This is a genomic window from Variovorax atrisoli (genome assembly GCF_014195185.1).
GTDB lineage: Bacteria > Pseudomonadota > Gammaproteobacteria > Burkholderiales > Burkholderiaceae_C > Variovorax > Variovorax atrisoli.
Window position 1 is genome coordinate 40,929 of the sequence record NZ_JACIBG010000015.1, and the last position, 22,064, is coordinate 62,992.

The following is a 22,064-nucleotide window of genomic DNA, read 5'->3' on the forward strand; positions in this document are numbered from 1 at the left end:
GAAGCTGGCTTCGCGTGATCGGCGCGCCGGTTCAGCGGCCGCTGAACCAGACCATGCGGACGATGAAACCGATGAAGAACACCACCGCGATGGAGGCCAGCGTGAGCCCCATGCGGCGGTTGTTCCTTTTCTGTTCGGGTGTCATCGTGCGGTGCGAAGTGCGGGGAATCCGCTCAACCGATCACCCTGGTGGCGGTCGCGTCGAGCTTGGGCGGGTTCTCGAAGGTGTGGAAAGGCGCCGGCGAAGGCACTTCCCATTCGAGGCCCTCGGCCGCTTCCCAGGGCTTCTGCGGAGCCTTCTCGCCCTTGCCGCGCATCGTGGGCAGCACGATGAACAGGAAGAAGTAGACCTGCGCGAAGCCGAAGAAGAAGGCGCCCACCGAGGCGACGGCATTGAAGTCGGCGAACTGCATCGGGTAGTCGGCATAGCGACGCGGCATGCCGGCCAGACCCAGGAAGTGCATCGGGAAGAAGGTCACGTTGAACGAGATCAGCGACCACCAGAAGTGCACCTTGCCGCGCGTCTCGTTGTACATCACGCCGGTCCACTTCGGAGCCCAGTAGTAGAAGCCCGAGAACATGGCGAACAGCGAGCCGGCCACCAGCACGTAGTGGAAGTGCGCCACGACGTAGTAGGTGTCCTGCAGCTGCGTGTCGATGGGGGCGACGGCCAGGATCAGGCCGGTGAAACCGCCCATGGTGAACACGAAGATGAAGCCGACGGCGAACAGCATCGGCGTCTCGAAGGTCATCGAGCCCTGCCACATGGTCGCGATCCAGTTGAAGATCTTCACGGCCGTGGGCACCGCGATCAGCATGGTCGCGTACATGAAGAACAGCTGGCCGGTCAGCGGCATGCCGGTCGTGAACATGTGGTGAGCCCACACGATGAACGACAGGATGGCGATCGACGAGGTGGCGTACACCATCGAGGCGTAGCCGAAGAGCTTCTTGCGGGCGAAGGCCGGCACCACCTGGCTGATGATGCCAAACGCCGGCAGGATCATGATGTAGACCTCGGGGTGGCCGAAGAACCAGAAGATGTGCTGGTACATCACCGGGTCGCCGCCGCCGGCAGGGTTGAAGAAGCTGGTGCCGAAGTGGCGGTCGGTCAGCGTCATCGTGATGGCGCCTGCGAGCACGGGCATCACGGCGATCAGCAGGTAGGCGGTGATGAGCCAGGTCCAGCAGAACATCGGCATCTTCATCAGCGTCATGCCGGGGGCGCGCATGTTGAGGATGGTCACGATGATGTTGATCGAGCCCATGATCGACGACGCGCCCATGATGTGCATCGCGAAGATGCCGGCGTCCATCGAGGGGCCCATCTGCAGCGTGAGCGGCGCGTACAGCGTCCAGCCCGCGGCGGGCGCGCCGCCGGGCATGAAGAACGAGCCCACCAGCATCAGCGCCGCAGGGATCAGCAGCCAGAAGCTGAAGTTGTTCATGCGCGCGAACGCCATGTCGGATGCGCCCACCTGCAGCGGGATCATCCAGTTCGCGAAGCCCACGAAGGCCGGCATGATCGCGCCGAACACCATGATCAGGCCGTGCATGGTGGTGAACTGGTTGAAGAGTTCGGGGTTCACCAGTTGCAGTCCGGGCTGGAACAGCTCGGCACGGATCAGGAGCGCAAGCACGCCGCCCACCATCAGCATCGTGAAGCTGAACAGCAGGTAGAGCGTGCCGATGTCCTTGTGGTTGGTGGCGAACACCCAGCGGCGCCAGCCGGTGGGCGCATGGTGATCGTGGTGATCGTCGTGTGCGTGGTCGCCGTGGCCTGCTGCGTGACCGTGGGGGTCGAGAACTGCGCTCATTTCGTGGTTCCTTGCAATTTCTTCGTCGCGGGGCGATCGCGCATCACTTGGCGCGCAGGGCCAGCACTTCGGCCGGCTGCACCAGCTGGCCCGTCTTGTTCGACCAGCTGTTCTTGGTGTAGGTGGCCACGGCCGCGAGGTCGGTATCGCTCAGTTGCTTCCAGGAAGGCATCGCGCCGTTGTTCTGGCCGTTGAGCAGCACCGTCAGCTGAACCTTGTGGTCGGCGTCGGTCACCTTCGGCGAACCATCGAGCGGCTTGATCGGACCGGCACCCTTGCCGTTGGCCTGGTGGCAGGCCGCGCAGTTGGCGGCATAGACCTTCTCGCCGCGCGCCAGCATGTCGGGCAGGGTCCAGACCTTGGTCGGGTCGTCGAGCTTGGCGGCGGCTTCCTTGCGCTTGGCGGCGACCCAGGCCGTGTAGTCGGCGGCCGAGAGCACCTTCACGTGGATCGGCATGTAGGCGTGTTCCTTGCCGCACAGCTCCTGGCACTGGCCGTAGTAGTCGCCCACGGTTTCGGCGCGGAACCAGGTGTCGCGCACGAAGCCGGGAATGGCGTCCTGCTTGAGGCCCAGCTGCGGCACGGCGAAGGCGTGGATCACGTCGTTCGCGGTGGTGATGATGCGGATCTTCTTCTGCACCGGCACGACCAGCGGGTTGTCGACCTTGAGCAGGTAGTCGTCGGGCATCTGGCCCTTGGCGCCCGCATCGGACATGGCGCGTTGCGAGCTGTCGAGCGTGGAGATGAAAGCGAGGCCCTCGCCTTCACCGTTGAGGTAGTCGTAGCCCCACTTCCACTGGTAGCCCGTGGTCTTGATCGTGAGGTCGGCGTTGGTGGTGTCCTTCTGGGCCACCAGCACCTTGGTGGCGGGCAGCGCCATGACGATGACGATGAGGAAGGGCACGATGGTCCAGATGACCTCGACCACCACCGATTCATGGAAGTTGGCGGCCTTGTGGCCCACCGACTTGCGGTGCTTCCAGATGGAATAGAACATCACCGCGAACACGCCGACGAAGATGACCGTGCACAGGATCATCATGATCGTGTGGAGCAGATGCTGCTCCTGAGCGATCTTGGTCACGCCGACCGGAAGATTCAACTGGCGCACCGAAGGGCCGCCGGGCAGATCGTTGACTGCGTGCGCCGCGCTGCTGAAAGCCGCGCCGGCCGCCAGCAACAGATTCGCCGGCCTGTACTTATTGCGCCAAATGCTCTTCATCGTGTTCACGTTTCTTCAATTTTTTCGACAAACCCAACCGTGCAGCACTGCGCAAGTCTCCTCAGGCGCCACGCAACGCCATTCGAATCTCGCGGGCCAAGGCCGCACGCAACTCCGGGCGTACATAGCGCCCCACCCTGACCGATCGACCCTGCCCCGAGACCTCGATCAGCGAGCGATCGCCGGCCTGGGGTTCGATCCGCACCTGGTGCGGAAGAAATTCCGTGCGCTCGTAGTGCCCGCCGTTCTCGAGCTCGACGACGAGACGTCCCTCCTGCAATGCGATCTTCTCGCCGTCCGTCGCATGCCTTGCGTAGACCATGAAGGCAAACCCGACAGCAGCCAGTTCGAGCCAGGCAAAAGGCAGCACCATGGGCGCACCGTGCAGCCAGAACAGAGTGCCGATGCCGAGAGATACCACGCACAGCGATGCGTAGAGCCAGCCCAGCTGGCTCGGCGTCACCGAGCAGTTGCGCTTCAGGAACCAGTGGATGCTCTGACCTGAAACGGTGGCAAATCGAAACACGGAATTCGACACGGGCGAGTTCAGCAAATCGGTGCGTCGACGGTCGCCAAACCCTCTCGTACGAACAGGATCCGACACCCTTCGATCGCGGGACAATACCCGCGAGTTTCACGCAACGGCGGATTGTAGCGGGTAGATACCTGCGCCCGGGTGCCCTGTGAGACGCCTACGGGTCACTACTAGTAGGCAAGAAACGCCCTCTGAGACAGGCGTTTTCGAGGCACGTTTTTCGGGTGCGCCGACCGCGATCGTTCAGGCGCCCGGACGGCCTCGCTGAAGCATCGATCGCATCTCGCGCAGCGACACCGCGCTCTCGGCCGAGAGCGACACGCGCGGCACCGGCTTGAAGGCGTGGCCGTAGACGACCTCGAAGGTCAGCGCGATGCGTCCATCGCCGCCCTCCGCCGGTGCGAATTCGGGCAGCGCCTTCTTCAGCGATTGCAGCCAGCCCTTGCCGCGCAACGCAGGAAAGCGCGCCGGATGCAGGTTGCGGCCCAGCGTGCGCAGCTCGGCCAGCGCCGCCTCGGGCGTGGCCCAGGTCAGCACGATGCGCTCCATGTCCATCACCGGCTCGGCGAAACCGGCATGCACCAGCATGTCGCCCCAGTCGTGCATGTCGGTGTACTCGTGGCCTGCGGCCGGCCAGCCCATGCGGGCATGCAGCGCACGCAGCTCGCGCACGGTGTCCGGGCCGAGGCACGAGAACATGAGGAAGCCGTCGGTCGCCACCAGCTTATGCCAATGCGCGATCAGCGCCTCGGGGTCGGCCGCCATGTGCAGCGACATGTTGGCCCAGAGCAGGTCGACGCCGTCTTCGGGCGGTGCCTCGAAGCGCGGCTTGCCGGCCTGCCAGCGCCGCGCGCTCCACCACGGCGCGGCCAGCGCCTGGCCGGTGGCCGGGGCCAGCGCGCCCTCGGGTTCGATCACGTAGGAAGCCGCATCCTTGTAGCGGCGGGCGACGAGTTCGTGGGCCTCGAGGCCGCCGCGCAGCGGGGCCCAGTCGGCCCAGCTGCGGGGCTGCGCCTTGATCCATTGCAGCCGGTCTTCCATGCGGCGGCCGATTTCCTCGTGCAGCCAGGGAGAGGCGCCGTCGGCGGGCGCGAGCCGGCGCCAGCGGGCGGCCGCCGTGGCATCGATGGTCGGCGGTCGTCTTGCGGGGTCGGTGGCCATGGGGCCGTGAGTATATTGAGGCGATGCTCAGCCACCGGGCCATGTGGCCTTTCCCGTCTTCCGGCCCGACCGGCCTCTTCACCTCGCTGCTCGCGCGGCTGCCCAGCCAGTGCGCGGTCTGCCGCGCCTGGCCGTCGCGCCCGGTGTGCGACGCCTGCGTGGCCCGCTTCGCCCCGCCCGTTTCGCGCTGCAGCGGCTGCGCGCTGCGCCTGCCCGAGTGTGTCGGCCGCTGCGGCGAATGCGTGAAGAGCCCGCCGCCGCTGGATGCCTGCCTGGCCGCCTGCACCTATGCATGGCCCTGGCCGGACGCCATCGCGGCATTCAAGTTCCGCGGCGAGGCCGGCTGGGCCGGGCCCTTCGCCACGCTGCTGCGCAGTGCGCCCTGGGTGGAGCCTGCACTGGAGGCCAGCGACATCGTGCTGCCGATGCCGCTGGCGCCCGGCCGGCTGCGCGAGCGGGGCTTCAACCAGTCGCACGAACTGGTACGCCGCCTGGCGCCCTCGAAGGCAGACGCCGGCCTGCTCCTTCGCACTCGAGAAACGACCGCCCAGAGCGGCCTGTCGCGCGCCGACCGGCTGCTCAACCTGCGCGGCGCCTTCGCGGTGGAGCCGCTGCGCGCCCGCGAACTGCGCGGCCGCCGCATCGTGCTGGTGGACGACGTCATGACCAGCGGCGCCTCGCTGTTCGCTGCAGCGGGTGTGCTGCGCGAGGCCGGCGCGGCACACATCACCGGGATCGTGCTGGCCCGCACCGATCCGCCGCGCTGAGATGCCGGCGCCCCGGCCCGCCGACAATCGCCGGATGTTCAATATCGTCCTGGTCCACCCCGAAATACCGCCGAACACCGGCAACGTGATCAGGCTCGCAGCCAACACCGGCTGCAAGCTGCACCTCGTTGAGCCGCTGGGTTTCTCGATGGACGACCGCCTTCTGCGCCGCGCCGGCCTCGACTACCACGAGTACGCCGAAGTCAGGCGCCATGCCGACTGGCCGGCCCTGCTCGCGGCCGAGCAGCCCGCCGCCGACCGCATGTTCGCACTCACCACGCGCGGTTCTCGCCCGGTGCACGAAGTGCGCTTCCAGCCCGGCGACTGGCTGGTGTTCGGATCGGAAACCAGCGGGCTGCCACCCGCGCTGCGCGACGGCTTTCCCGAGTCGCAGCGGCTGCGGCTGCCGATGCGCGATGGCCAGCGCAGCCTGAATCTCTCGAACGCGGTGGCGGTGACGGTGTTCGAGGCCTGGCGGCAGAACGGCTTCGCCTGAGGCGGCGGCTGCCCCTTCCGGCAGCAGGGACAGGACACATCCATTCGGCGAATCGCGTCGTATGGAAGACATGCCGGCCGCAAGGCGGCCCGGCATTCATCCCATCCACCCTGTACCAAGGAGTCCCGCCATGAACGCCAAGCCGATCGCTCTCGCCGCACTCGCAACGCTCGCCTTCGCCGGCAGCGCGCAGGCCTTCCAGGGAGAGCAGAACCCGCTGCCGCCCGCCCCCTTCCAGTCGACGCTGTCCCGCGCGCAAGTGCAGGCCGACGCGCGCCAGCCGCTTCGTATCAGCAATGGCGGCACCGGCGTGACGCAGGCCAGGAGCGGCGAAACCGACCGCGACGCAGTGCGCGCCAGCGCCCTCAGCATCACGCGCCAGGGCGCGGCCACCTACGGCGAAGTGACCGACCGCCGGATGTAAGAAGAAAGAAAAAGAAGCAAGAACGCCGCGGCCGCTTCAGCGGTAGCGGCGCACCACCGACTCGGCCACGCAGGCCGGCTTGGCGGCGCCTTCGAGCTCGATGGTGGTTTCCCAGGTCATCTGGAAGCCGTCATCGGCAATGGGGTCCGCCGTCAGCAGCTTCATGCGCGCGCGCAGGCGCTTGCCCACCGGCACCGGCGACATGAAGCGCACCTTGTTCAGGCCGTAGTTCACGCCCATGCGCGACTCGACCACGTCCAGCGCCGTCTCGTAGAAGCGCGGCAGCAGCGACAGCGTGAGGAAGCCGTGCGCGATCGGCCCGCCGAAGGGGCCGGCCTTGGCCCGCTCGATGTCGACGTGGATCCACTGGTGGTCGCCCGTCGCCTCGGCGAACTGGTTGACCTGCTCCTGCGTGATGGCGATCCAGTCGCTCACGGCGACTTCCTGGCCGACGCAGGCGGCAAGATCCTGAAGGGTCTGGAATGTCTTCTTGGTCATGCGGGGCATTCTGGCGTCTGGGGTCGCCGCGAGGCTGTCGGCCTCGCGACAACCGGGGTCAGGGTAAACCGGGAGCCGTCGCGCGGCTCAGGCGTCGAGCCATTCGCAGATCGGCTGCCACTGCTCCAGGTCGCGCTGCACGCGGCCGGGCGCGATGTCGAACAGCGTGAGCCCGCGCGCGGCGAGCTGCACGTAGTTCTGCGTGTCGCGCAGCTCGCCGATCACCGGCACGCCCAGCCCCGCGATGAACTCGTGCAGCCGGTCGGCCGCCAGCGTGCGGGCGTTCACGCGCATGCCGACGAGGCCGATCTTCGTCTTCTCGGCGCGGCGGTTCTCCTGCAGCCGGTCGAGGAAATCTCGGGTCGCGTAGATGTCGAAGATGCTGGGCTGCAGCGGCACGATCACGCGGTCGGCCAGCGCCAGCACTTCCTTGAAGCGCCAGCCGTGCAGGCCGGCGGGGGTGTCGAGCACGGCGTGCGTGGTGCCGCGCGGCGGGCGCACCACGGCGCCTTCGCCGGTGGCTTCCCAGGTGGATATCTGCCGGGCCACCGGCGGGCGCAGGCCCAGCCAGAGGCGCGAGGACTGCTGCCGGTCCACGTCGCCAAGCATCACGGCGTGGCCCCGGCTTGCGAAGTAGCCCGCGACGTTCGTCGCGATCGTCGATTTGCCCACGCCACCCTTGGGATTGGCGACCAGAACCACCGGCATAAAAGCACTCCTCCAGAACGGCAACAGCGCGAATGGTAGTCGCAGGACGTTTATGCCCGGCGAAACCCACCCCGGCGCACTCTTGAGCTATGTTCGCGGGATGACGACAACAACATCCATGGGAACCGCAGCCGGGAGCCCCGCAGGCGGCTCCGGCGGCATCTACGTGCTGGCCGCCCACCCCCACTGGCGCGACTCGCGCGTCAACCGCCGCATGCTCGCCGCCGCGCGCGGCGTGCCGGGGGTCGACGTCAACGACCTCTACGGCACCTACCCCGACTTCGCCATCGACGTCGAGGCCGAGCAGGCCCGGCTCGCCAGGGCCAGCCTGGTGGTGCTGGTGCATCCGATCCACTGGTACTCGATGCCCGCGCTGCAGAAGCTTTGGGTCGACGACGTGCTCGCCTACGGCTGGGCCTACGGCCCAGGCGGCACCGCCCTGCAGGGCAAGGACCTCTGGCTGGTAGCCACCACGGGCAGCCCCGAAGCGAGCTACCACCCTCAGAACTACCATCGCTACTTCTTCGACGCCTTCCTGCCGCCCTACGAGCAGACCGCGGCGCTGTGCGGCATGCGCTTCCTGCCGCCGATGATCTTCTACGGCGCGCGCAGCGCCGGCGAGGCGGCGGTGAAGGCGCACGTCGAGACCTTCGCCGAGCGGCTGGGCAGCTACCCCGACTGGCCCGAGGTCGAGGAGATCGACGCCTGCATCGCCTGCCCCGTGCCCGAGAGCGACCGGCCGGCCGACAACGACGAGGTCGGCAAGGTGGTCTCCGACGCATTCCGCGCGGCGATGGTCCACGGGCTGGCCAGCACCACTGCCTCCACCGCATCCGCGGACGGCAACGGGAAGGCGGCCTGAATGGAACACGCACCCGCCTGGCTGACCAACAGCCTGATCTACCTGAGCGCCGCCGTGCTGGTGGTGCCGCTGTCGAAGGCCCTGGGCCTGGGCTCGATCATCGGCTACCTCGTGGCCGGCATCGCCATCGGGCCCTGGGGCCTGGGGCTGGTCTCCAGGGTCGAGGACGTGCTGCACTTCGCCGAGTTCGGCGTGGTGCTGATGCTCTTCCTCGTGGGCCTGGAGCTCGAGCCCAAGCGCCTGTGGAACCTGCGCCGCCCCATCTTCGGCTGGGGCACGGCACAGGTGCTGAGCTGCGCCGCCGTGCTGTTCGCGGTCGGCTGCGCCGTTGGTGCCAGCTGGCGCGTGTCGCTGGTGGCCGCGCTGGGCCTTGCGCTGTCGTCCACCGCGATCGCGCTGCAGGTGTTCGGCGAGCGCAACCTGCTGAAGACGCCCAGCGGGCAGGCCGGCTTCTCGATCCTGCTGTTCCAGGACGTGGCGGCCATCCCGATCCTCGCGCTGCTGCCGCTGCTGGCCGGCGCCACCGCGGCCGAGCAGTCGATCACCGGGCTGGAGCGCGCGCTGGAAGCGGCCAAGATCATCGGCGTGATCGGCGGCATCATCCTCGGCGGCCGGCTGCTGCTGCGCCCCATCCTGCGCTGGATCGCGCGCAGCGACACGCCCGAGATCTTCACCGCCGCCGCCTTGCTGCTGGTGGTGGCCATCGCGGCGCTGATGCAGCTGGTGGGCCTGTCGATGGCGCTGGGCGCCTTCCTCGCCGGCGTGCTGCTGGCCGAGAGCGAATACCGGCGCGAGCTCGAGACCGACATCGAGCCCTTCAAGGGACTGCTGCTGGGCCTGTTCTTCATCGCGGTGGGCATGTCGATCAACTTCGGCGTGCTGATGGCGAGCCCCTGGATCATGGCGATGCTGGTGGTCGGCTTCGTGGCCATCAAGCTGGTGGTGATCTATGCGCTTGCCAAGGCGATGGGCATCGCCTACCAGGAGCGGCCGGTGTTCACGCTGCTGCTCGCGCAGGGCGGCGAGTTCGCCTTCGTGGTGTTCCAGGCGGCGGGGCCCGACGTGCTGCCGCCCGAGGTCACCTCGCTGCTGATCGGCGCGGTGGCGCTGTCGATGCTGCTGTCGCCGCTCCTTCTGGTGCTGCTCGACAGGTTCGTGCTGCCGCGCTACAGCCGCAACACGGGCACGAAGCTCGAAGAGATCTCGGAGCAGCAGGACGCCAAGGTGCTGATCTGCGGCTTCGGCCGCTACGGCCAGATCGTCGGTCGCATGCTGATGTCGCAGGGCCTGCGCGTGACGGTGCTCGACCACGACGCCGACACCGTCGAAGGCCTGCGGCAGTTCGGCTTTCGCGTTTTCTACGGCGACGCGACGCGGCTCGACCTGCTGCGCACCGCGGGAGCGGGAACGGCCAAGGTGATCGTGGTGGCGGTGGACGACATCGAGCAGTCGCTGGAGATCGTCGACCTGGTGAAGGAGAACTTCCCGCAGGCCCGCATCATCGCCAGGGCACGCAACGTGACGCACCTGTTCCAGCTGCGCGACCGCGGCGTGACGGAGGTCGAGCGCGAGGTGTTCGAGTCTTCGCTGCGCAGCGCGCGAGCCACGCTCGAGGCGCTGGGCTGGCCGGCCTCCGAGGCGCGCGAATCGGCAATGCGCTTCCGCCGCCGAAACATCGAGCTCAGCAACGAGATCTACCCGCACTACAAGGACCGCGCCAAGCTGATCGCCGCCAACAAGGCGGGCCGCCAGCAGTTCGAGGAGCAGATGGCGCGCGAGCGCGAGGAGCGCCGCCGGCGGCTCGGGCGCGACTGGGATGCGCTGGAGGAAGAAACCGAAGCGGAACCGGAAACGCCGCAACCAGGGCGGGAATCGCAGCCGGTTCCCTGAACAGGCTGCGCCGCGGCAGGCAGCCCGGCTAGAGCGGCACCGTCAGATAGACGCCTTCGCGTCCCACCAGCGGCGCGCGCGTGGGCATGAAGATCGTGCAGTCGTCGCAGGGCGAGCGGATCTCCTGGCCCGCGTCGGTCGCGATCAGCTCGCCCTTGCGGAAGACTTCGAAGCCCAGCACCGGCCGCGCGAAGCTGAAGCTCTCGGTCTTCACCATGTGCACTTCGAGCAGCCGGAAGCGCCGCGCCGGCGCCTTCGCCGCGGCGCCTGGCGGCGGCTCGACCAGCCCCAGGTGCGCAAGGAAGCGCAGCGTCACGTCGGTCGCCAGGTCGGCCGCCGACTGGCTGAAATGCTGGCCGCATTCCACGACCACGGCGCTGCCGTCGACGCCCTCCTCGCCATGGCGGCCGTAGGCCGTCAAGCCGGTACCCGGCGCGCCGCCCACCGGCATCACCAGATGCACCAGCGGATCGCCGATGGCCAGCGCCAGCCCGGCGTTGCGATCGAACTCCGGATAGACCCAGAAGGGCTGCACCGGTGCGCGGGTCGAATGGATGTCGAGCACGTAGTCGGCGGCGTCCAGCACCGGGCGCAGCTCGCGCGCGCGGCGCAGTTCGGGGCTCTGCCCGGTGCCCTCTAGCATGGCCTTCGACCAGATGCGATTGAGGTTGTGCACCAGCTGGCGGTTCTCGTAGGGCTTGTCGATGTCGAAGGCCTCGTAGGCCTCCACGTTGGCGAAGCTGACCGTGAGCGTGCCGATCCGCGGGCGCACGCCGGTGTCCAGCAGGTGCGTGGCGGCCACCATGCCGCAGATCTCGTTGCCGTGGGTCAGCGCGTTGACGAGCACGTGCGGCCCCGGCCGGCCGGACTCGAAACGGTGCACGTAGTCGATGCCGGTGTTGCCCTGCCTGTAGGCGGAGAGGTCGCGCGGCAGCACCTCCAGCGGGGCGGTGTCGGGCGCGAACGATGACTCGGTCATGCGGCGCTCATTCCCCGCGGATACCGGCTCGCCGGACCAGGTCGCCGTAGACCGCGAGGCGCTCCGACATCATGGCGGTGAACTGCTCGGGCGACTGCACCTCGGGCGGCAATGCGCCGCGCGACTGCAGCGCCTCGGCCATCGAGGGCTGATCGGCCACCGAGCGCACCGCCTTGTGCAGCGTCGCGACGATCTCCGGCGGCGTCCTGGCAGGCGCGGCGATGCCGATCCACGAGGTGGTGTTGAGCACCGGATGGCCCAGCTCCGCGAAGGTCGGGATGTCGGGCAGCGCCGCCACGCGCGCGGGCGCGGCCACGGCCAGCGCGCGCAGCTTGCCGGACTGGATAAGCGGCAGGAAGGGCGCGAGGTTGTCGAGGCCGAACTGCACTTCGTTCGAGATCAGCGCGGTGACCAGCGGGCCGCCGCCCCGATAGGGCACGTGCGTCGCGTTGAGCTGCAGCTGCGACTTCATCAGCTCCACGTTGAGCTGCCCCATGCTGCCGGGGCCCGCGCTGCAGAAGTTGAGCTCGCCGGGACGCGACTTCACCAGCGCGACGAACTCCTTGAAGTTCTTCGCAGGCACCGCCGGGTTGACCAGCAGCACGTTGATCGAGCGCGAGAGCTGGCTGATCGACGCGAAGTCCTTGATCGGGTCGTAGCCCGGATTGGGCTGGGTCAGGGGATTGGCCAGGTGCGAGCTCTGCGACGACGCGACCAGCGTGTAGCCATCGGGCTTGGCGCGCGCCACCTGTGCGCTGGCGATGGAGCCGCCGGCACCCGCGCGGTTGTCGATGACGACCGGCGTGCCCAGCGCCTTCGCGAGCGGATCGGCGTAGAGCCGCGCGATCAGGTCCACCGAGCCGCCCGGCGGGAACGGCACCACCAGCGTGACCGGCCGCGAGGGCCAGGCCTGCGCGTGCGCCGCCAGCGGCAGCACCGACGCGAGGCCGGCAGCGAGGAGCTCGCGGCGGCGCAGTGCCGCGGCGGCGAAGAGGGGTTCCATGGGCGTCCTGTCGTGCAATAGAAAGTGCGCGCATTGTTGCAAGACGATTTAGTTTTTGCAATGACCATTGCAAAATCAGGCGCAACCCGGCTGCGCATGCAGAATGCCCCGACCATGAATCTGAACCAACGCATCGCGGGCTACGGCAGGAAGCTCACCAGGAGCGAGCAGCGCCTGATCGACGAACTGCAGACGCGCTACCCCCAGGGCCTTCTCGAATCTGCAACGAGTCTTGCAAAGAAGGTGGGCACCAGCGCCTCCACCGTGGTGCGGCTGCTGGCCAAGCTGGGCTATCCCAGCTATGCCGATGCGCAGATCGAGGCGCGCTCGGAGGTCACCGCGCGGCTGTCGTCACCGGCCACGCGCGCGGACGCCGTCATCGCCGACGACACGTCCGTGCGCACCTGCCTTGCCAACGCGCTGCTGCACGACCAGCACAACCTGGCCTCGACCTTCGCGGCGCTCGACGTCGCGGCCTTCGAGGGTGCCGTGCGGATGCTCACGCAGCGCAAGGCGCGCGTGCACGTGACCGGCCAGCGGCATGCCGCTGCGCTGGCCGGCCATCTGACGCTGCACCTGAACATGTGCCTGCCAGACGTCCGCCCGATGAACGGCGGCGGCCCGCTGCTCATGGAAGACCAGCTGCTGTGGATCGGCGAGCACGACGTGCTGCTGGCCCTGACGTTCAGGCGCCACGGGCTCGCCACCGCGCGCGCCGCCAGGTACTTCAGGGAAAAGGGCGCCAAGGTCATCGTCATCACCGACGGCCCCTCGGTCGCTGCGGCCTCGGCGGCCGATCACGTGATGCTGGTGCGCACGTCGAGCGCGTCGCCCTTCGATTCGTACACGGCGGCGCTCTCGCTGTGCAACGCGCTGGTCACCGCAGTCGTGCAGCGGCGCAAGAAGGAACTGGGCGCCGCGCTCGAACGCGGCGACGCCTTGTGGGAGCAGCACTGGAACGACTCGGCCGCACAGGCCGGCCGTTCGCGCAAGGCGGCATCAGCCGGCTGATGCCGCGGGTGCGGCCGGCGCGGCATCCAGCCGCAGGAGCCGCATCGCGTTGCCCTTGAGGATGCCGGGCATCACCTCCGGCTTGAAGCCCGCGTTCTCGAAGTCGCGCATCCAGCGGTCGGGCGTGATGAGCGGGTAGTCGCTGCCGAAGAGCACGCGGTCCTTCAGCAGCGTGTTGGCGTACTGCACGAGCTGCTTCGGGAAGTACTTGGGGCTCCAGCCCGACAGGTCGATCCACACGTTGGGCTTGTGCGTGGCCACGCTCAGTGCCTCGTCCTGCCAGGGGAAGCTGGGGTGGGCCATGACGATCTGCATGTCGGGGAAGTCGATGGCCACGTCGTCCAGGTGCATCGGGTTGCTGTATTCGAGCCGAAGACCGCCGCCGCAGCGCATGCCCGAGCCGATGCCGCTGTGGCCGGTGTGGAAGATGGCCGGCAGCCCGTATTCGGCGATCACCTCGTAGATGGGCCAGGCCATGCGGTCGTAGGGGTGGTAGCCCTGCACCGTGGGATGGAACTTGAAGCCCTTCACGCCGTGCTCCTCGATGAGCCTGCGCGCCTCGCGCGCACCCATCTTGCCCTTGTGCGGATCGACGCTGCCGAAGGCGATCATGATGTCGCTGTTGTTCCTTGCGGCCTCGGCGATCTCCTCGTTCGGGATGCGGCGGCGGCCCATGTTCGATTCGGCATCGACCATGAACATCACCAGGCCGATCTTTCTTTCGCGGTAGTACGCGACGCTCTCCGCAATGGTGGGCCGGCCGCTGGAGCCGAAGTACTTGTCGGCCGCGCGGTCGTATTCCTCGCCGTAGTTGTCGAACGGGTTCCAGCAGCTGACTTCTGCGTGGGTGTGGATGTCGATCGCGATCAGGTTCTGATGGTCCATGTCTTGTCTCCGGTACGGGTAAGTCCCTAGGTCCTTGGGGCTCCAAATTCCTTGAATTGATTATTTCCCATAACCATAATTCGACGCAACCCCGGACCCCATCATGACCAATCCAGACCTCCAACTCGACATCCGCGACGAAGTCGCCATCGTCCGCCTCACGCGCGGCTCCAAGCGCAACGCGCTGTCCGACGGACTGATCCTCGCGCTGCGCGACACCTTCGAGAAGCTGCCGTCCAGCGTGCGCGCAGCGGTGATCGACGGCGAGGGCCCGCACTTCTGCGCCGGCCTCGACCTGAGCGAGCTGAAGGAGCGCGACGCCGGCCAGGGCATGCAGCACTCGCGCATGTGGCACGCCGCGCTCGACCTGATCCAGCACGGCCCGGTGCCGGTGATCGCAGCGCTGCACGGCGCGGTGGTCGGCGGCGGGCTCGAGCTGGCCAGCGCCTGCCACATCCGCGTGGCCGACCGCACCACCTTCTACGCGCTGCCCGAAGGCTCGCGCGGCATCTTCGTGGGCGGCGGCGGCTCGGTGCGCATCCCCAAGCTGATCGGCGTGGCCCGCATGACCGACATGATGATGACCGGCCGCGTCTACAACGCCGAGGACGGCGAGCGCGCCAACTTCGCGCAGTACCTCGTCGACGAGGGCCAGGCCTTCGACAAGGCCTTCGAGCTCGCCAAGCGCGTGGCCACCAACGCGCCGCTGACCAACTACGCGCTGATGCACGCCCTGCCGCGCATCGCCGAGCAGTCGGCCGATCACGGCTTCTTCACCGAGGCGCTGATCTCCGGCATCACGCAGGCCGCGCCCGAAGCCAAGCAGCGCGTGCGCGACTTCCTCGAAGGACGCGGCGCGAAAGTGAGCAAGGGATGAGCAACCCCGCCGTCCGCTACCGCCCGCTGGTCTTCGGCGTCACCCGCGCGGTGCTGCGCGACGGCGCGCCGGGCACGCAATACCTGAGCGCCGAGACGCCGCTCGCCCCCTATCGCGAGCGCATGACCGACCGCCTCGCCTACTGGGCCGAGCGCGAGCCCGATCGCACCTTCATCGCCCGCCGCGAACGGCTGGCCGACGGCAGCACCGGCGAATGGCTGCGCGTGAGCTACGCGCAGGCGCTCGAAGAAGCACGCGGCATCGGACAGGCCCTGCTGGACCGCGGCCTGAGCGCCGACCGCCCGGTCGCGATCCTCAGCGAGAACGGCATCGAGCATGCGCTGATGGCGCTGGGCTGCCTCTACGCCGGCGTGCCCTACTGCCCCGTGTCGCCGCCCTACTCCCTGGTGAGCCAGGATTTCGAGAAGCTGCGCCACGTCTTCGACACGCTCACGCCCGGCCTCGTGTTCGCGAGCGACGCGGCGCGTTTCGCCAAGGCCATCGCGGCGGTCGTGCCCGCCGGCACCGAGGTCGTGCTGGCCGACGGCCGGCTCGACGACCGGCCGGTCACGCCGTTCAGCGCCCTCGCCTCGACGCCTGCCACGCCCGCCATCGACGCGGCGATGCGCGCCACCGGCCCCGACACCATCACCAAGTTCCTCTTCACCTCGGGCTCGACCAAGATGCCCAAGGCCGTGATCAACACGCACCGCATGTGGTGCGCCAACCAGCAGCAGCTGCGCCAGTCGATCCCCGCACTGGGCGACGAGCCGCCCGTGCTGGTCGACTGGCTGCCCTGGAACCACACCTTCGGCGGCAACCACAACGTGGGCATCGTGCTGGACAACGGCGGCACGCTCTACATCGACGACGGCAAGCCCACGCCCGCCGGCATGGCCGAGACGCTGCGCAACCTGCGCGAGATCGCGCCCACCATCTACTTCAACGTACCCACCGGCTTCGAGGCCATCGCGCAGGCCATGGAGACCGACCCGGTGCTGCGCGGCAACCTGCTGTCGCGCGTGAAGATGTTCTTCTATTCGGGTGCGGCGCTCTCGCAGCCGGTGTGGGACAGCCTGCACCGCACGCAGGAGGCCGAAGTGGGCGAGCGCATCGTCATGGGCACCGGCCTGGGCATGACCGAATCGGGCCCCTTCGCGCTGTACGTGACCGGGCCCGACGTGAAGTCGGGCGACGTGGGCCTGCCTGCGCCGGGCATCGAGCTCAAGCTGATCGAGGTCGACGGCAAGACCGAGGTGCGCTACCGCGGCCCCAACATCACGCCGGGCTACTGGCGCGCGCCCGAGGCCACGGCCGAGGCCTTCGACGAGGAAGGCTTCTTCTCCACCGGCGACGCGGTGAAGTGGATCGACGAGGGCAACATCCACCGCGGCCTGCGCTTCGACGGCCGCATCGCCGAAGACTTCAAGCTCGCGACCGGCACCTTCGTGAGCGTGGGCCCGATGCGCGCGAAGATCATCGCGGCCGGCGCGCCCTATGTGCAGGACGCGGTGCTGACCGGCATCAACCTGAAGGAAGTGGGCGCGCTCATCTTCCCGACGCAGAAGGTGCGCGAGCTCGCCGGCCTGCCGGCCGACGCCACCATGCGCGAGGTGCTCGAGAGCGTGCCCGTGCAGGCGCACTTCCAGCAGGTGGTCGACACGCTGGCCGCCGGCGCCACCGGCAGCGCCAACCGCATCGCGCGGCTGCACCTGATGGCCGAGCCGCCGTCCATCGACAAGGGCGAGGTCACCGACAAGGGCTCCATCAACCAGCGTTCCGTGCTCAAGCACCGCGCCGCGCTGGCCGAGGCGATGCACGACGGCAGCCTGCCCTTCACCCTGAAGCCCCGCTGAGCCTTTTCCCCACCTTTCTGGACATTCCTGGAGACGAGACAAATGAAGATCGAAGGACAAGCAGCACTGGTTACGGGCGGCGCATCGGGCCTGGGCGAAGCCACCGCGCGCGAGCTCGCGCGGCTGGGCGCGAAGGTCGCCGTGCTCGACCGCAATGCCGAACTCGCCGCGAAGGTGGCCTCCGAGATCGGCGGCGTCGCGTGCGTCTGCGACATCACCGACACCGACAGCGTGAACGCCGCGCTCGACAAGGCCGAGGCCGCCCACGGCACCGCCCGCATCCTGATGAACGTGGCCGGCATCGGCAGTGCCAAGCGCATCGTAGGCAAGGACGGCAATCCCGCGCCGCTCGAAGACTTCGTGCGCGTGGTCAACATCAACCTGATCGGCGGCTACAACATGGCGCGCCTGTTCGCCGCGCGCTGCGCGAAGCTGCCGGCGCTCGACAACGGCGATGAAAAAGGCGAGAAGGGCGTGATGCTCTTCACCGCCTCGGTCGCCGCCTTCGACGGCCAGGTGGGCCAGCAGGCCTACAGCGCTTCCAAGGGCGGCCTGGTGGGCATGACGCTGCCGATGGCGCGCGACCTCGCGCAACACGCCATCCGCGTGTGCACCGTGGCGCCGGGCCTCTTCGCCACCCCGCTGCTGCTGGAGCTTCCCGAGGCGGTGCAGCACTCGCTGGCCGCGTCCATCCCCTTCCCGCCGCGGCTGGGCAAGCCCTCGGAGTTCGCCGAGCTGGCCTGCCACATCGTCACCAACGGCCACCTCAACGGCGAGGTGATCCGCCTCGACGGCGCGCTGCGCATGGCGCCGCGCTGAGGCCCTTTCCCTTTTCGCGTTCGTTCCGCCCGCTTCACAACGTACCCAGGAGACACCGATGACCTTCAAGAAGACCACCCTCGCCGCCGTGCTGGCGCTCATGGCCATGGGCCTCGCCCATGCCGACATCACCGTGGGCGTGGTGCAGCCGCTCACCGGCCCGGCCTCGGGCCTGGGCATTCCAGTGAAGAACGGCATCGCCATCTGGCCGAAGACCATCGCGGGCGAAACGCTCAAGGTGGTGGTGCTCGACGACGCCACCGACCCGACCACCGGCGTGAAGGACGCGCAGCGCCTGGTCACCGAGGACAAGGCCGACATCATCATCGGCTCCAGCGCCACGCCCGTCGCGATCCCGATGGCCGACGTGACTGCCGAGTCGGGCACGCCGCAGCTGTCGACTGCGCCGGCCGGGCTGCCGCCGGGCAAGGACAAGTGGTTCTTCCGCCTGCCGCAGTCGAACGACGTGATGGCCTACGCGGTGATCGCCCACATGAAGAAGCAGAACGTGAAGACGGTCGGCTTCCTCGGCTACACCGACGCCTACGGCGAGCTGTGGCTCAAGGCGCTCACCGCCGAAGCCGCCAAGAACGGCATCAAGATCGTCGCCACCGAGCGCTTCGCGCGCGCCGACACCAGCGTGACCGGGCAGGTGCTCAAGCTCACCTCGGCCAACCCCGACGCGATCCTGATCGTGGCCTCGGGCAGCGGCGCGGGCATGCCGCAGAAGGCGGTGATGGAGCGCGGCTACAAGGGCAAGGTCTACCAGACGCACGCCGCCGCCACGCAGGACCTGATGCGCACCGCCGGCAAGGATGCCGAGGGAACCTTCGTGGTCTCGGGCCCCGCCACCGTGGCCGAGCAGTTGCCCGACAGCCATCCCTCGAAGGCCGCCGCCGTCGCCTTCGTGCAGGGCTACGAGAAGGCCTACGGCCCCGGCTCGCGCAACCAGTTCGCCGGCCATGCGGCCGACGCGCTCACGGTGCTCGAGAAGGCCGTGCCGGTTGCGCTCAAGAAGGCCAAGCCCGGCACGCCGGAGTTCCGCGCCGCGCTGCGCGACGCGCTCGAAGGCATGGGCCGCACCGTGCTCGCGCACGGCGTGCTGAACTGGACCGCCCAGGACCACTGGGGCTACACGACCGAGACCGGCGTGATGCTCAAGGTGGTGAACGGCGCGTTCAAGGTCGAGCAGTAATCCCCTCTTCTTCACATCCGCACCGCCAACATCGCGCATACGCCATGGATTTCTCGATCGCCAGCATCCTGGCGCTGGACGGCCTCACCAATGGCGCGATCTATGCCCTGCTGGGCATGGGCATCGTGCTCGTCTTCACGGTGACCCGTGTCATCTTCATCCCGCAGGGCGAATTCGTGGCGTACGGCGCGCTGACGCTGGCGATCTTCCAGACCGGCAAGACGCCGGGCACGGTGTGGCTGCTGCTCATCCTGGCCGGCGTCGCGGCGCTGATGGACCTGGTCGTCACCTGGCGCCACGCCGGCAGCGCGGCCGCCGGGCTGAAGGCCGCGCTGCGCACCTTCGCGGCGCCGGCCGTCATCTGCGCGATCTCGGCCTGGGCCGGCCCGCGCAACCTGCCCATCGGCGTGCAGGCGCTGCTCACGGTGTTCATCGTCACGGCCTTCGGGCCGCTGGTGTACCGCGTGGCCTACCAGTCGCTGGCGGGCGCGAGCTCGCTGGTGCTGCTGATCGTCTCGGTGGGCGTGCACTTCGCGATGACCGGCCTGGGCCTGCTCTTCTTCGGCGCGGAGGGTTTCCGCAACCCGCCGTTCTGGGACGAGCGCATGGCGCTCGGGCCGCTCAACGTGAGCGGGCAGGCGCTCATCATCTTCGGCATGTCGGCCGCGCTGATCGTGCTGCTGTATTTGTTCTTCGAGCGCAGCCTGTACGGCAAGGCGCTGCGCGCCACGGCGGTGAACCGGCTGGGCGCGCGGCTCATGGGCATCTCGACCCAGGTGGCCGGACAGCTCACCTTCGCGATGGCGGCGCTGATCGGCGCGCTCTCGGGGCTGCTGATCGGGCCGACCACCACGGTGTTCTACGACTCGGGTTTCCTCATCGGCCTGAAGGGCTTCGTGGCCGGCGTGATCGCGGGCCTGGCGAGCTACCCCGGCGCGCTGGTCGGCGCGCTGGCCGTGGGAGTGATCGAGGCCTTCGGCTCCTTCTGGGCCAGTTCGTTCAAGGAAGTGATCGTGTTCACCATCATCCTGCCGGTGCTGCTGTGGCGCTCGCTGAAGAGCGGCCATTCGGACGAGGAACATTGAAATGAAACTCCCCCAGGCTTCGCGCACTTCGTGTCGCTTCGCCAACCCCCTTGCTGGGGGCGACACCTGCGGCCCGGCAAAGCCGGTTCCGCGGTGTTCCCCGCATCGGCCATGCCGCGTGAGTGGATCGTGTGCGATGCGCACCGTGAGGGGCATCTGAACATGGAAGCGCTCCTCAATTCCTCGACGGCCAGTGCACCCGACAAGAGCGCGCTGCGCACCTGGGGCCCGCTGGCGCTGGTGCTGGTGCTCATCGCGCTGCCGCTGCTGCCGCTGCCCGACTTCTGGATCATCCAGCTCAACTACGTCGGCATCTACACGCTGCCTGTGCTGGGCCTGGTGCTGCTCACCGGCGTGGGCGGCCTCACCTCGTTCGGGCAGGCGGCCTTCGTGGGCATCGGCGCCTACACCACCGCCTATCTCACGGTGAACACCGGGCTGTCGCCCTGGGTCACGCTCTTCATCGGGCTGGCGCTCACGGGCGTCAGCGCGGCGATCATCGGCGCGATCACGCTGCGCATGTCGGGCCACTACCTGCCGCTGGCCACCATCGCCTGGGCGCTGTCGCTGTACTACCTCATGGGCAACCTGGAGGCGCTGGGCAAGTACGACGGCATCCTCGGCGTGAAGGGTCTCACGGTGTTCGGCTTCGAGATCGGCCAGCAGCGCATGTTCTATGCGGTGGTCTGGATCTTCGCGCTGCTCGCGGCCTTTGCCGTGATCCGCCTGCTCGACTCGCGCAGCGGCCGCGCCATCCGCGCGCTGGCCGGCGGCTCGCAGATGGCCGAGGCCATGGGCGTGAACACGCTGCGCTTCAAGATCGGCATCTTCGTGCTGGCGGCGCTCTTCGCATCGGTCTCGGGCTGGCTGTTCGCGCACTTCCAGCGCACGGTGAATCCGTCGCCATTCGGACTGAAGATGGGCATCGAGTACCTGTTCATGGCGGTGCTCGGCGGAGCGGCGCACGTGTGGGGCGCGATCGCCGGCGCGGGCGTGGTCAAGCAGCTCGAAGACCAGCTGCAGGTGCTGCTGCCCAAGCTGATCGGCACGGCCGGCAGCTACGAGCTGATCGTCTTCGGCATCATGATCGTGCTGGTGCTCAAGTACCTGCCCGACGGGCTCTGGGCCTTCGTCGACCGCCGCCTGCCGCGTCCGCGCCGCGCGGTCGACTGGCACGATGCCGGCGACCTGCCGGCACGCGCCAGGCCGGCGGCCGGCGAGGTGGTGCTCGACGTGCGCGCGATCCGCAAGACCTTCGGCGGCCTGGTGGCCGTGAACGACATCAGCTTCCAGACGCGCGCCGGCCAGATCGTCGGCCTGATCGGGCCGAACGGCGCGGGCAAGTCGACCACCTTCAACCTGATCACCGGCGTGCTCGGGCTCTCGGGCGGCGCGGTGAGCTTCCGCGGCGAGGCCATCGGCGGGCTGGGCGCGCGGCAGATCGCGCAGCGCGGCGTGTCGCGCACCTTCCAGCACGTGAAGATGGTGGCGGACATGACGGTGCTGGAGAACGTGGCGCTGGGCGCGCACCTGCGCGGTCGCAGGGGCGCCGTCGCCGCCATGCTGCGCATCGACCGCGCCGAGGAGCGCGCGCTGTTCCGCGAGGCCGAGCGCCAGCTGCAGCGCGTGGGCATGGGCGCCTTGCTGCACGAGCTCGCGGGCAATCTCGCGATGGGCCAGCAGCGCCTGCTGGAGATCGCGCGCGCCCTGTGCGCCGACCCGGCCCTGCTGCTGCTCGACGAGCCCGCCGCCGGCCTGCGCCACAAGGAGAAGGAAGCGCTCGGCAAGGTGCTGCGCCAGCTGCGCGGCGAGGGCATGAGCATCCTGCTGGTCGAGCACGACATGGGACTGGTGATGGACATCTGCGACCACATCGTGGTGATGGAATTCGGCACGCACCTGATGGAGGGCACGCCCGCCGAGGTGCAGGCGAGCGACAAGGTGCGCGCGGCGTACCTGGGAACGGAACATTGA

At 68.5% G+C, this 22,064-nt stretch carries 22 protein-coding genes; 12 read left to right on the forward strand and 10 right to left on the reverse strand.

Annotated elements, in window-relative coordinates:
• Window positions 1-31: 31 nt before the first annotated feature.
• The 5 genes from FHY06_RS34775 to FHY06_RS33295 all read right to left on the reverse strand — a co-directional run bounded on the left by FHY06_RS34775 (window position 32) and on the right by FHY06_RS33295 (window position 4,735).
• Window positions 32-145, reverse strand: a complete 114-nt coding sequence (locus tag FHY06_RS34775) for a cytochrome oxidase small assembly protein (RefSeq protein ID WP_019656111.1) — start codon at window positions 143-145, stop codon at window positions 32-34.
• Window positions 146-173: 28 nt separating this feature from the next.
• Entirely contained in the window at window positions 174-1,817 is a 1,644-nt protein-coding gene (ctaD, locus tag FHY06_RS33280) for a cytochrome c oxidase subunit I (protein WP_019656112.1), read from the reverse strand.
• 43 nt (window positions 1,818-1,860) lie between these two features.
• On the reverse strand, window positions 1,861-3,039 hold the full coding sequence (gene coxB / locus FHY06_RS33285; RefSeq protein WP_019656113.1) for a cytochrome c oxidase subunit II: 1,179 nt from the start codon (window positions 3,037-3,039) through the stop codon (window positions 1,861-1,863).
• Between the two features lie 61 nt (window positions 3,040-3,100).
• Complete coding sequence (locus FHY06_RS33290) at window positions 3,101-3,577, reverse strand: DUF2244 domain-containing protein (protein WP_020723207.1); 477 nt, start codon at window positions 3,575-3,577, stop codon at window positions 3,101-3,103.
• A gap of 240 nt (window positions 3,578-3,817) precedes the next feature.
• A complete protein-coding gene (locus FHY06_RS33295) occupies window positions 3,818-4,735 on the reverse strand; it encodes a class I SAM-dependent methyltransferase (RefSeq protein WP_184607555.1) in 918 nt (305 codons plus the stop codon).
• Window positions 4,736-4,776: 41 nt separating this feature from the next.
• Between FHY06_RS33295 and FHY06_RS33300 the strand changes: the two genes are divergently transcribed.
• The 3 genes from FHY06_RS33300 to FHY06_RS33310 all read left to right on the forward strand — a co-directional run bounded on the left by FHY06_RS33300 (window position 4,777) and on the right by FHY06_RS33310 (window position 6,422).
• Complete coding sequence (locus FHY06_RS33300) at window positions 4,777-5,502, forward strand: ComF family protein (RefSeq protein ID WP_184607593.1); 726 nt, start codon at window positions 4,777-4,779, stop codon at window positions 5,500-5,502.
• Window positions 5,503-5,536: 34 nt separating this feature from the next.
• Complete coding sequence (gene trmL, locus FHY06_RS33305; protein ID WP_184607556.1) at window positions 5,537-5,998, forward strand: tRNA (uridine(34)/cytosine(34)/5-carboxymethylaminomethyluridine(34)-2'-O)-methyltransferase TrmL; 462 nt, start codon at window positions 5,537-5,539, stop codon at window positions 5,996-5,998.
• A gap of 130 nt (window positions 5,999-6,128) precedes the next feature.
• Window positions 6,129-6,422, forward strand: coding sequence for a DUF4148 domain-containing protein (locus FHY06_RS33310; protein WP_019656118.1), 294 nt, complete (start codon window positions 6,129-6,131; stop codon window positions 6,420-6,422).
• Between the two features lie 36 nt (window positions 6,423-6,458).
• Here the strand turns inward: FHY06_RS33310 and FHY06_RS33315 are convergent, their stop codons facing one another.
• Complete coding sequence (locus tag FHY06_RS33315; RefSeq protein WP_019656119.1) at window positions 6,459-6,929, reverse strand: MaoC family dehydratase; 471 nt, start codon at window positions 6,927-6,929, stop codon at window positions 6,459-6,461.
• Window positions 6,930-7,007: 78 nt separating this feature from the next.
• On the reverse strand, window positions 7,008-7,628 hold the full coding sequence (locus FHY06_RS33320) for a ParA family protein (RefSeq protein ID WP_184607557.1): 621 nt from the start codon (window positions 7,626-7,628) through the stop codon (window positions 7,008-7,010).
• Window positions 7,629-7,728: 100 nt separating this feature from the next.
• On the opposite strand from FHY06_RS33320, the gene kefF reads away from it, so the two are divergent.
• Together kefF and kefC are read left to right on the forward strand one after the other, a co-directional pair.
• The gene (gene kefF, locus FHY06_RS33325; RefSeq protein WP_184607558.1) at window positions 7,729-8,490 is read left to right on the forward strand and encodes a glutathione-regulated potassium-efflux system oxidoreductase KefF; all 762 of its coding nucleotides are present in this window, start codon (window positions 7,729-7,731) and stop codon (window positions 8,488-8,490) included.
• Complete coding sequence (gene kefC, locus FHY06_RS33330) at window positions 8,491-10,380, forward strand: glutathione-regulated potassium-efflux system protein KefC (RefSeq protein ID WP_184607559.1); 1,890 nt, start codon at window positions 8,491-8,493, stop codon at window positions 10,378-10,380.
• Window positions 10,381-10,408: 28 nt separating this feature from the next.
• Here kefC and FHY06_RS33335 read toward each other — a convergent pair whose 3' ends face one another.
• Together FHY06_RS33335 and FHY06_RS33340 are read right to left on the reverse strand one after the other, a co-directional pair.
• Window positions 10,409-11,359, reverse strand: coding sequence for a M14 family metallopeptidase (locus FHY06_RS33335; protein ID WP_126184574.1), 951 nt, complete (start codon window positions 11,357-11,359; stop codon window positions 10,409-10,411).
• A gap of 7 nt (window positions 11,360-11,366) precedes the next feature.
• The gene (locus FHY06_RS33340) at window positions 11,367-12,362 is read right to left on the reverse strand and encodes a Bug family tripartite tricarboxylate transporter substrate binding protein (RefSeq protein WP_184607560.1); all 996 of its coding nucleotides are present in this window, start codon (window positions 12,360-12,362) and stop codon (window positions 11,367-11,369) included.
• A 114-nt stretch (window positions 12,363-12,476) separates the two neighbouring features.
• Between FHY06_RS33340 and FHY06_RS33345 the strand changes: the two genes are divergently transcribed.
• Window positions 12,477-13,373, forward strand: a complete 897-nt coding sequence (locus tag FHY06_RS33345) for a MurR/RpiR family transcriptional regulator (RefSeq protein WP_260310855.1) — start codon at window positions 12,477-12,479, stop codon at window positions 13,371-13,373.
• Here FHY06_RS33345 and FHY06_RS33350 read toward each other — a convergent pair.
• On the reverse strand, window positions 13,362-14,258 hold the full coding sequence (locus FHY06_RS33350; RefSeq protein ID WP_019656126.1) for a 4-hydroxyphenyl-beta-ketoacyl-CoA hydrolase: 897 nt from the start codon (window positions 14,256-14,258) through the stop codon (window positions 13,362-13,364). The two genes, FHY06_RS33345 and FHY06_RS33350, sit on opposite strands and share 12 nt — an antisense overlap.
• Before the next feature lie 103 nt (window positions 14,259-14,361).
• On the opposite strand from FHY06_RS33350, the gene FHY06_RS33355 reads away from it, so the two are divergent.
• From FHY06_RS33355 to FHY06_RS33380, 6 genes are all read left to right on the forward strand, one after another.
• On the forward strand, window positions 14,362-15,135 hold the full coding sequence (locus FHY06_RS33355) for a crotonase/enoyl-CoA hydratase family protein (RefSeq protein WP_019656127.1): 774 nt from the start codon (window positions 14,362-14,364) through the stop codon (window positions 15,133-15,135).
• Window positions 15,132-16,991, forward strand: a complete 1,860-nt coding sequence (locus FHY06_RS33360; protein WP_184607561.1) for a feruloyl-CoA synthase — start codon at window positions 15,132-15,134, stop codon at window positions 16,989-16,991. Before FHY06_RS33355 ends, FHY06_RS33360 begins: the two co-directional genes overlap by 4 nt.
• A 42-nt stretch (window positions 16,992-17,033) precedes the next feature.
• Window positions 17,034-17,810 carry an SDR family NAD(P)-dependent oxidoreductase gene (locus FHY06_RS33365; protein WP_126184577.1) on the forward strand — a complete coding sequence of 259 codons (777 nt, stop codon included), beginning with the start codon at window positions 17,034-17,036 and terminating at the stop codon, window positions 17,808-17,810.
• 58 nt (window positions 17,811-17,868) lie between these two features.
• Entirely contained in the window at window positions 17,869-19,005 is a 1,137-nt protein-coding gene (locus FHY06_RS33370; protein ID WP_184607562.1) for an ABC transporter substrate-binding protein, read from the forward strand.
• 44 nt (window positions 19,006-19,049) lie between these two features.
• Window positions 19,050-20,090, forward strand: coding sequence for a branched-chain amino acid ABC transporter permease (locus tag FHY06_RS33375; protein ID WP_184607563.1), 1,041 nt, complete (start codon window positions 19,050-19,052; stop codon window positions 20,088-20,090).
• 162 nt (window positions 20,091-20,252) lie between these two features.
• Complete coding sequence (locus FHY06_RS33380; protein ID WP_019656132.1) at window positions 20,253-22,064, forward strand: branched-chain amino acid ABC transporter ATP-binding protein/permease; 1,812 nt, start codon at window positions 20,253-20,255, stop codon at window positions 22,062-22,064.

Coding starts and splice junctions, on each gene's coding strand:
- FHY06_RS33300 (WP_184607593.1), top strand. CDS start 4,777: ATGTGGCCTTTCCCGTCTTCCGGCCCGACCGGCCTCTTCACCTCGCTG.
- kefF (WP_184607558.1), top strand. CDS start 7,729: ATGACGACAACAACATCCATGGGAACCGCAGCCGGGAGCCCCGCAGGC.
- kefC (WP_184607559.1), top strand. CDS start 8,491: ATGGAACACGCACCCGCCTGGCTGACCAACAGCCTGATCTACCTGAGC.
- FHY06_RS33380 (WP_019656132.1), top strand. CDS start 20,253: ATGGAAGCGCTCCTCAATTCCTCGACGGCCAGTGCACCCGACAAGAGC.
- coxB (WP_019656113.1), bottom strand. CDS start 3,039: ATGAAGAGCATTTGGCGCAATAAGTACAGGCCGGCGAATCTGTTGCTG.
- FHY06_RS33370 (WP_184607562.1), top strand. CDS start 17,869: ATGACCTTCAAGAAGACCACCCTCGCCGCCGTGCTGGCGCTCATGGCC.
- FHY06_RS34775 (WP_019656111.1), bottom strand. CDS start 145: ATGACACCCGAACAGAAAAGGAACAACCGCCGCATGGGGCTCACGCTG.
- FHY06_RS33340 (WP_184607560.1), bottom strand. CDS start 12,362: ATGGAACCCCTCTTCGCCGCCGCGGCACTGCGCCGCCGCGAGCTCCTC.
- FHY06_RS33315 (WP_019656119.1), bottom strand. CDS start 6,929: ATGCCCCGCATGACCAAGAAGACATTCCAGACCCTTCAGGATCTTGCC.
- FHY06_RS33320 (WP_184607557.1), bottom strand. CDS start 7,628: ATGCCGGTGGTTCTGGTCGCCAATCCCAAGGGTGGCGTGGGCAAATCG.
- FHY06_RS33375 (WP_184607563.1), top strand. CDS start 19,050: ATGGATTTCTCGATCGCCAGCATCCTGGCGCTGGACGGCCTCACCAAT.
- FHY06_RS33345 (WP_260310855.1), top strand. CDS start 12,477: ATGAATCTGAACCAACGCATCGCGGGCTACGGCAGGAAGCTCACCAGG.
- FHY06_RS33295 (WP_184607555.1), bottom strand. CDS start 4,735: ATGGCCACCGACCCCGCAAGACGACCGCCGACCATCGATGCCACGGCG.
- FHY06_RS33350 (WP_019656126.1), bottom strand. CDS start 14,258: ATGGACCATCAGAACCTGATCGCGATCGACATCCACACCCACGCAGAA.
- ctaD (WP_019656112.1), bottom strand. CDS start 1,817: ATGAGCGCAGTTCTCGACCCCCACGGTCACGCAGCAGGCCACGGCGAC.
- FHY06_RS33360 (WP_184607561.1), top strand. CDS start 15,132: ATGAGCAACCCCGCCGTCCGCTACCGCCCGCTGGTCTTCGGCGTCACC.
- FHY06_RS33365 (WP_126184577.1), top strand. CDS start 17,034: ATGAAGATCGAAGGACAAGCAGCACTGGTTACGGGCGGCGCATCGGGC.
- FHY06_RS33355 (WP_019656127.1), top strand. CDS start 14,362: ATGACCAATCCAGACCTCCAACTCGACATCCGCGACGAAGTCGCCATC.
- trmL (WP_184607556.1), top strand. CDS start 5,537: ATGTTCAATATCGTCCTGGTCCACCCCGAAATACCGCCGAACACCGGC.
- FHY06_RS33335 (WP_126184574.1), bottom strand. CDS start 11,359: ATGACCGAGTCATCGTTCGCGCCCGACACCGCCCCGCTGGAGGTGCTG.
- FHY06_RS33310 (WP_019656118.1), top strand. CDS start 6,129: ATGAACGCCAAGCCGATCGCTCTCGCCGCACTCGCAACGCTCGCCTTC.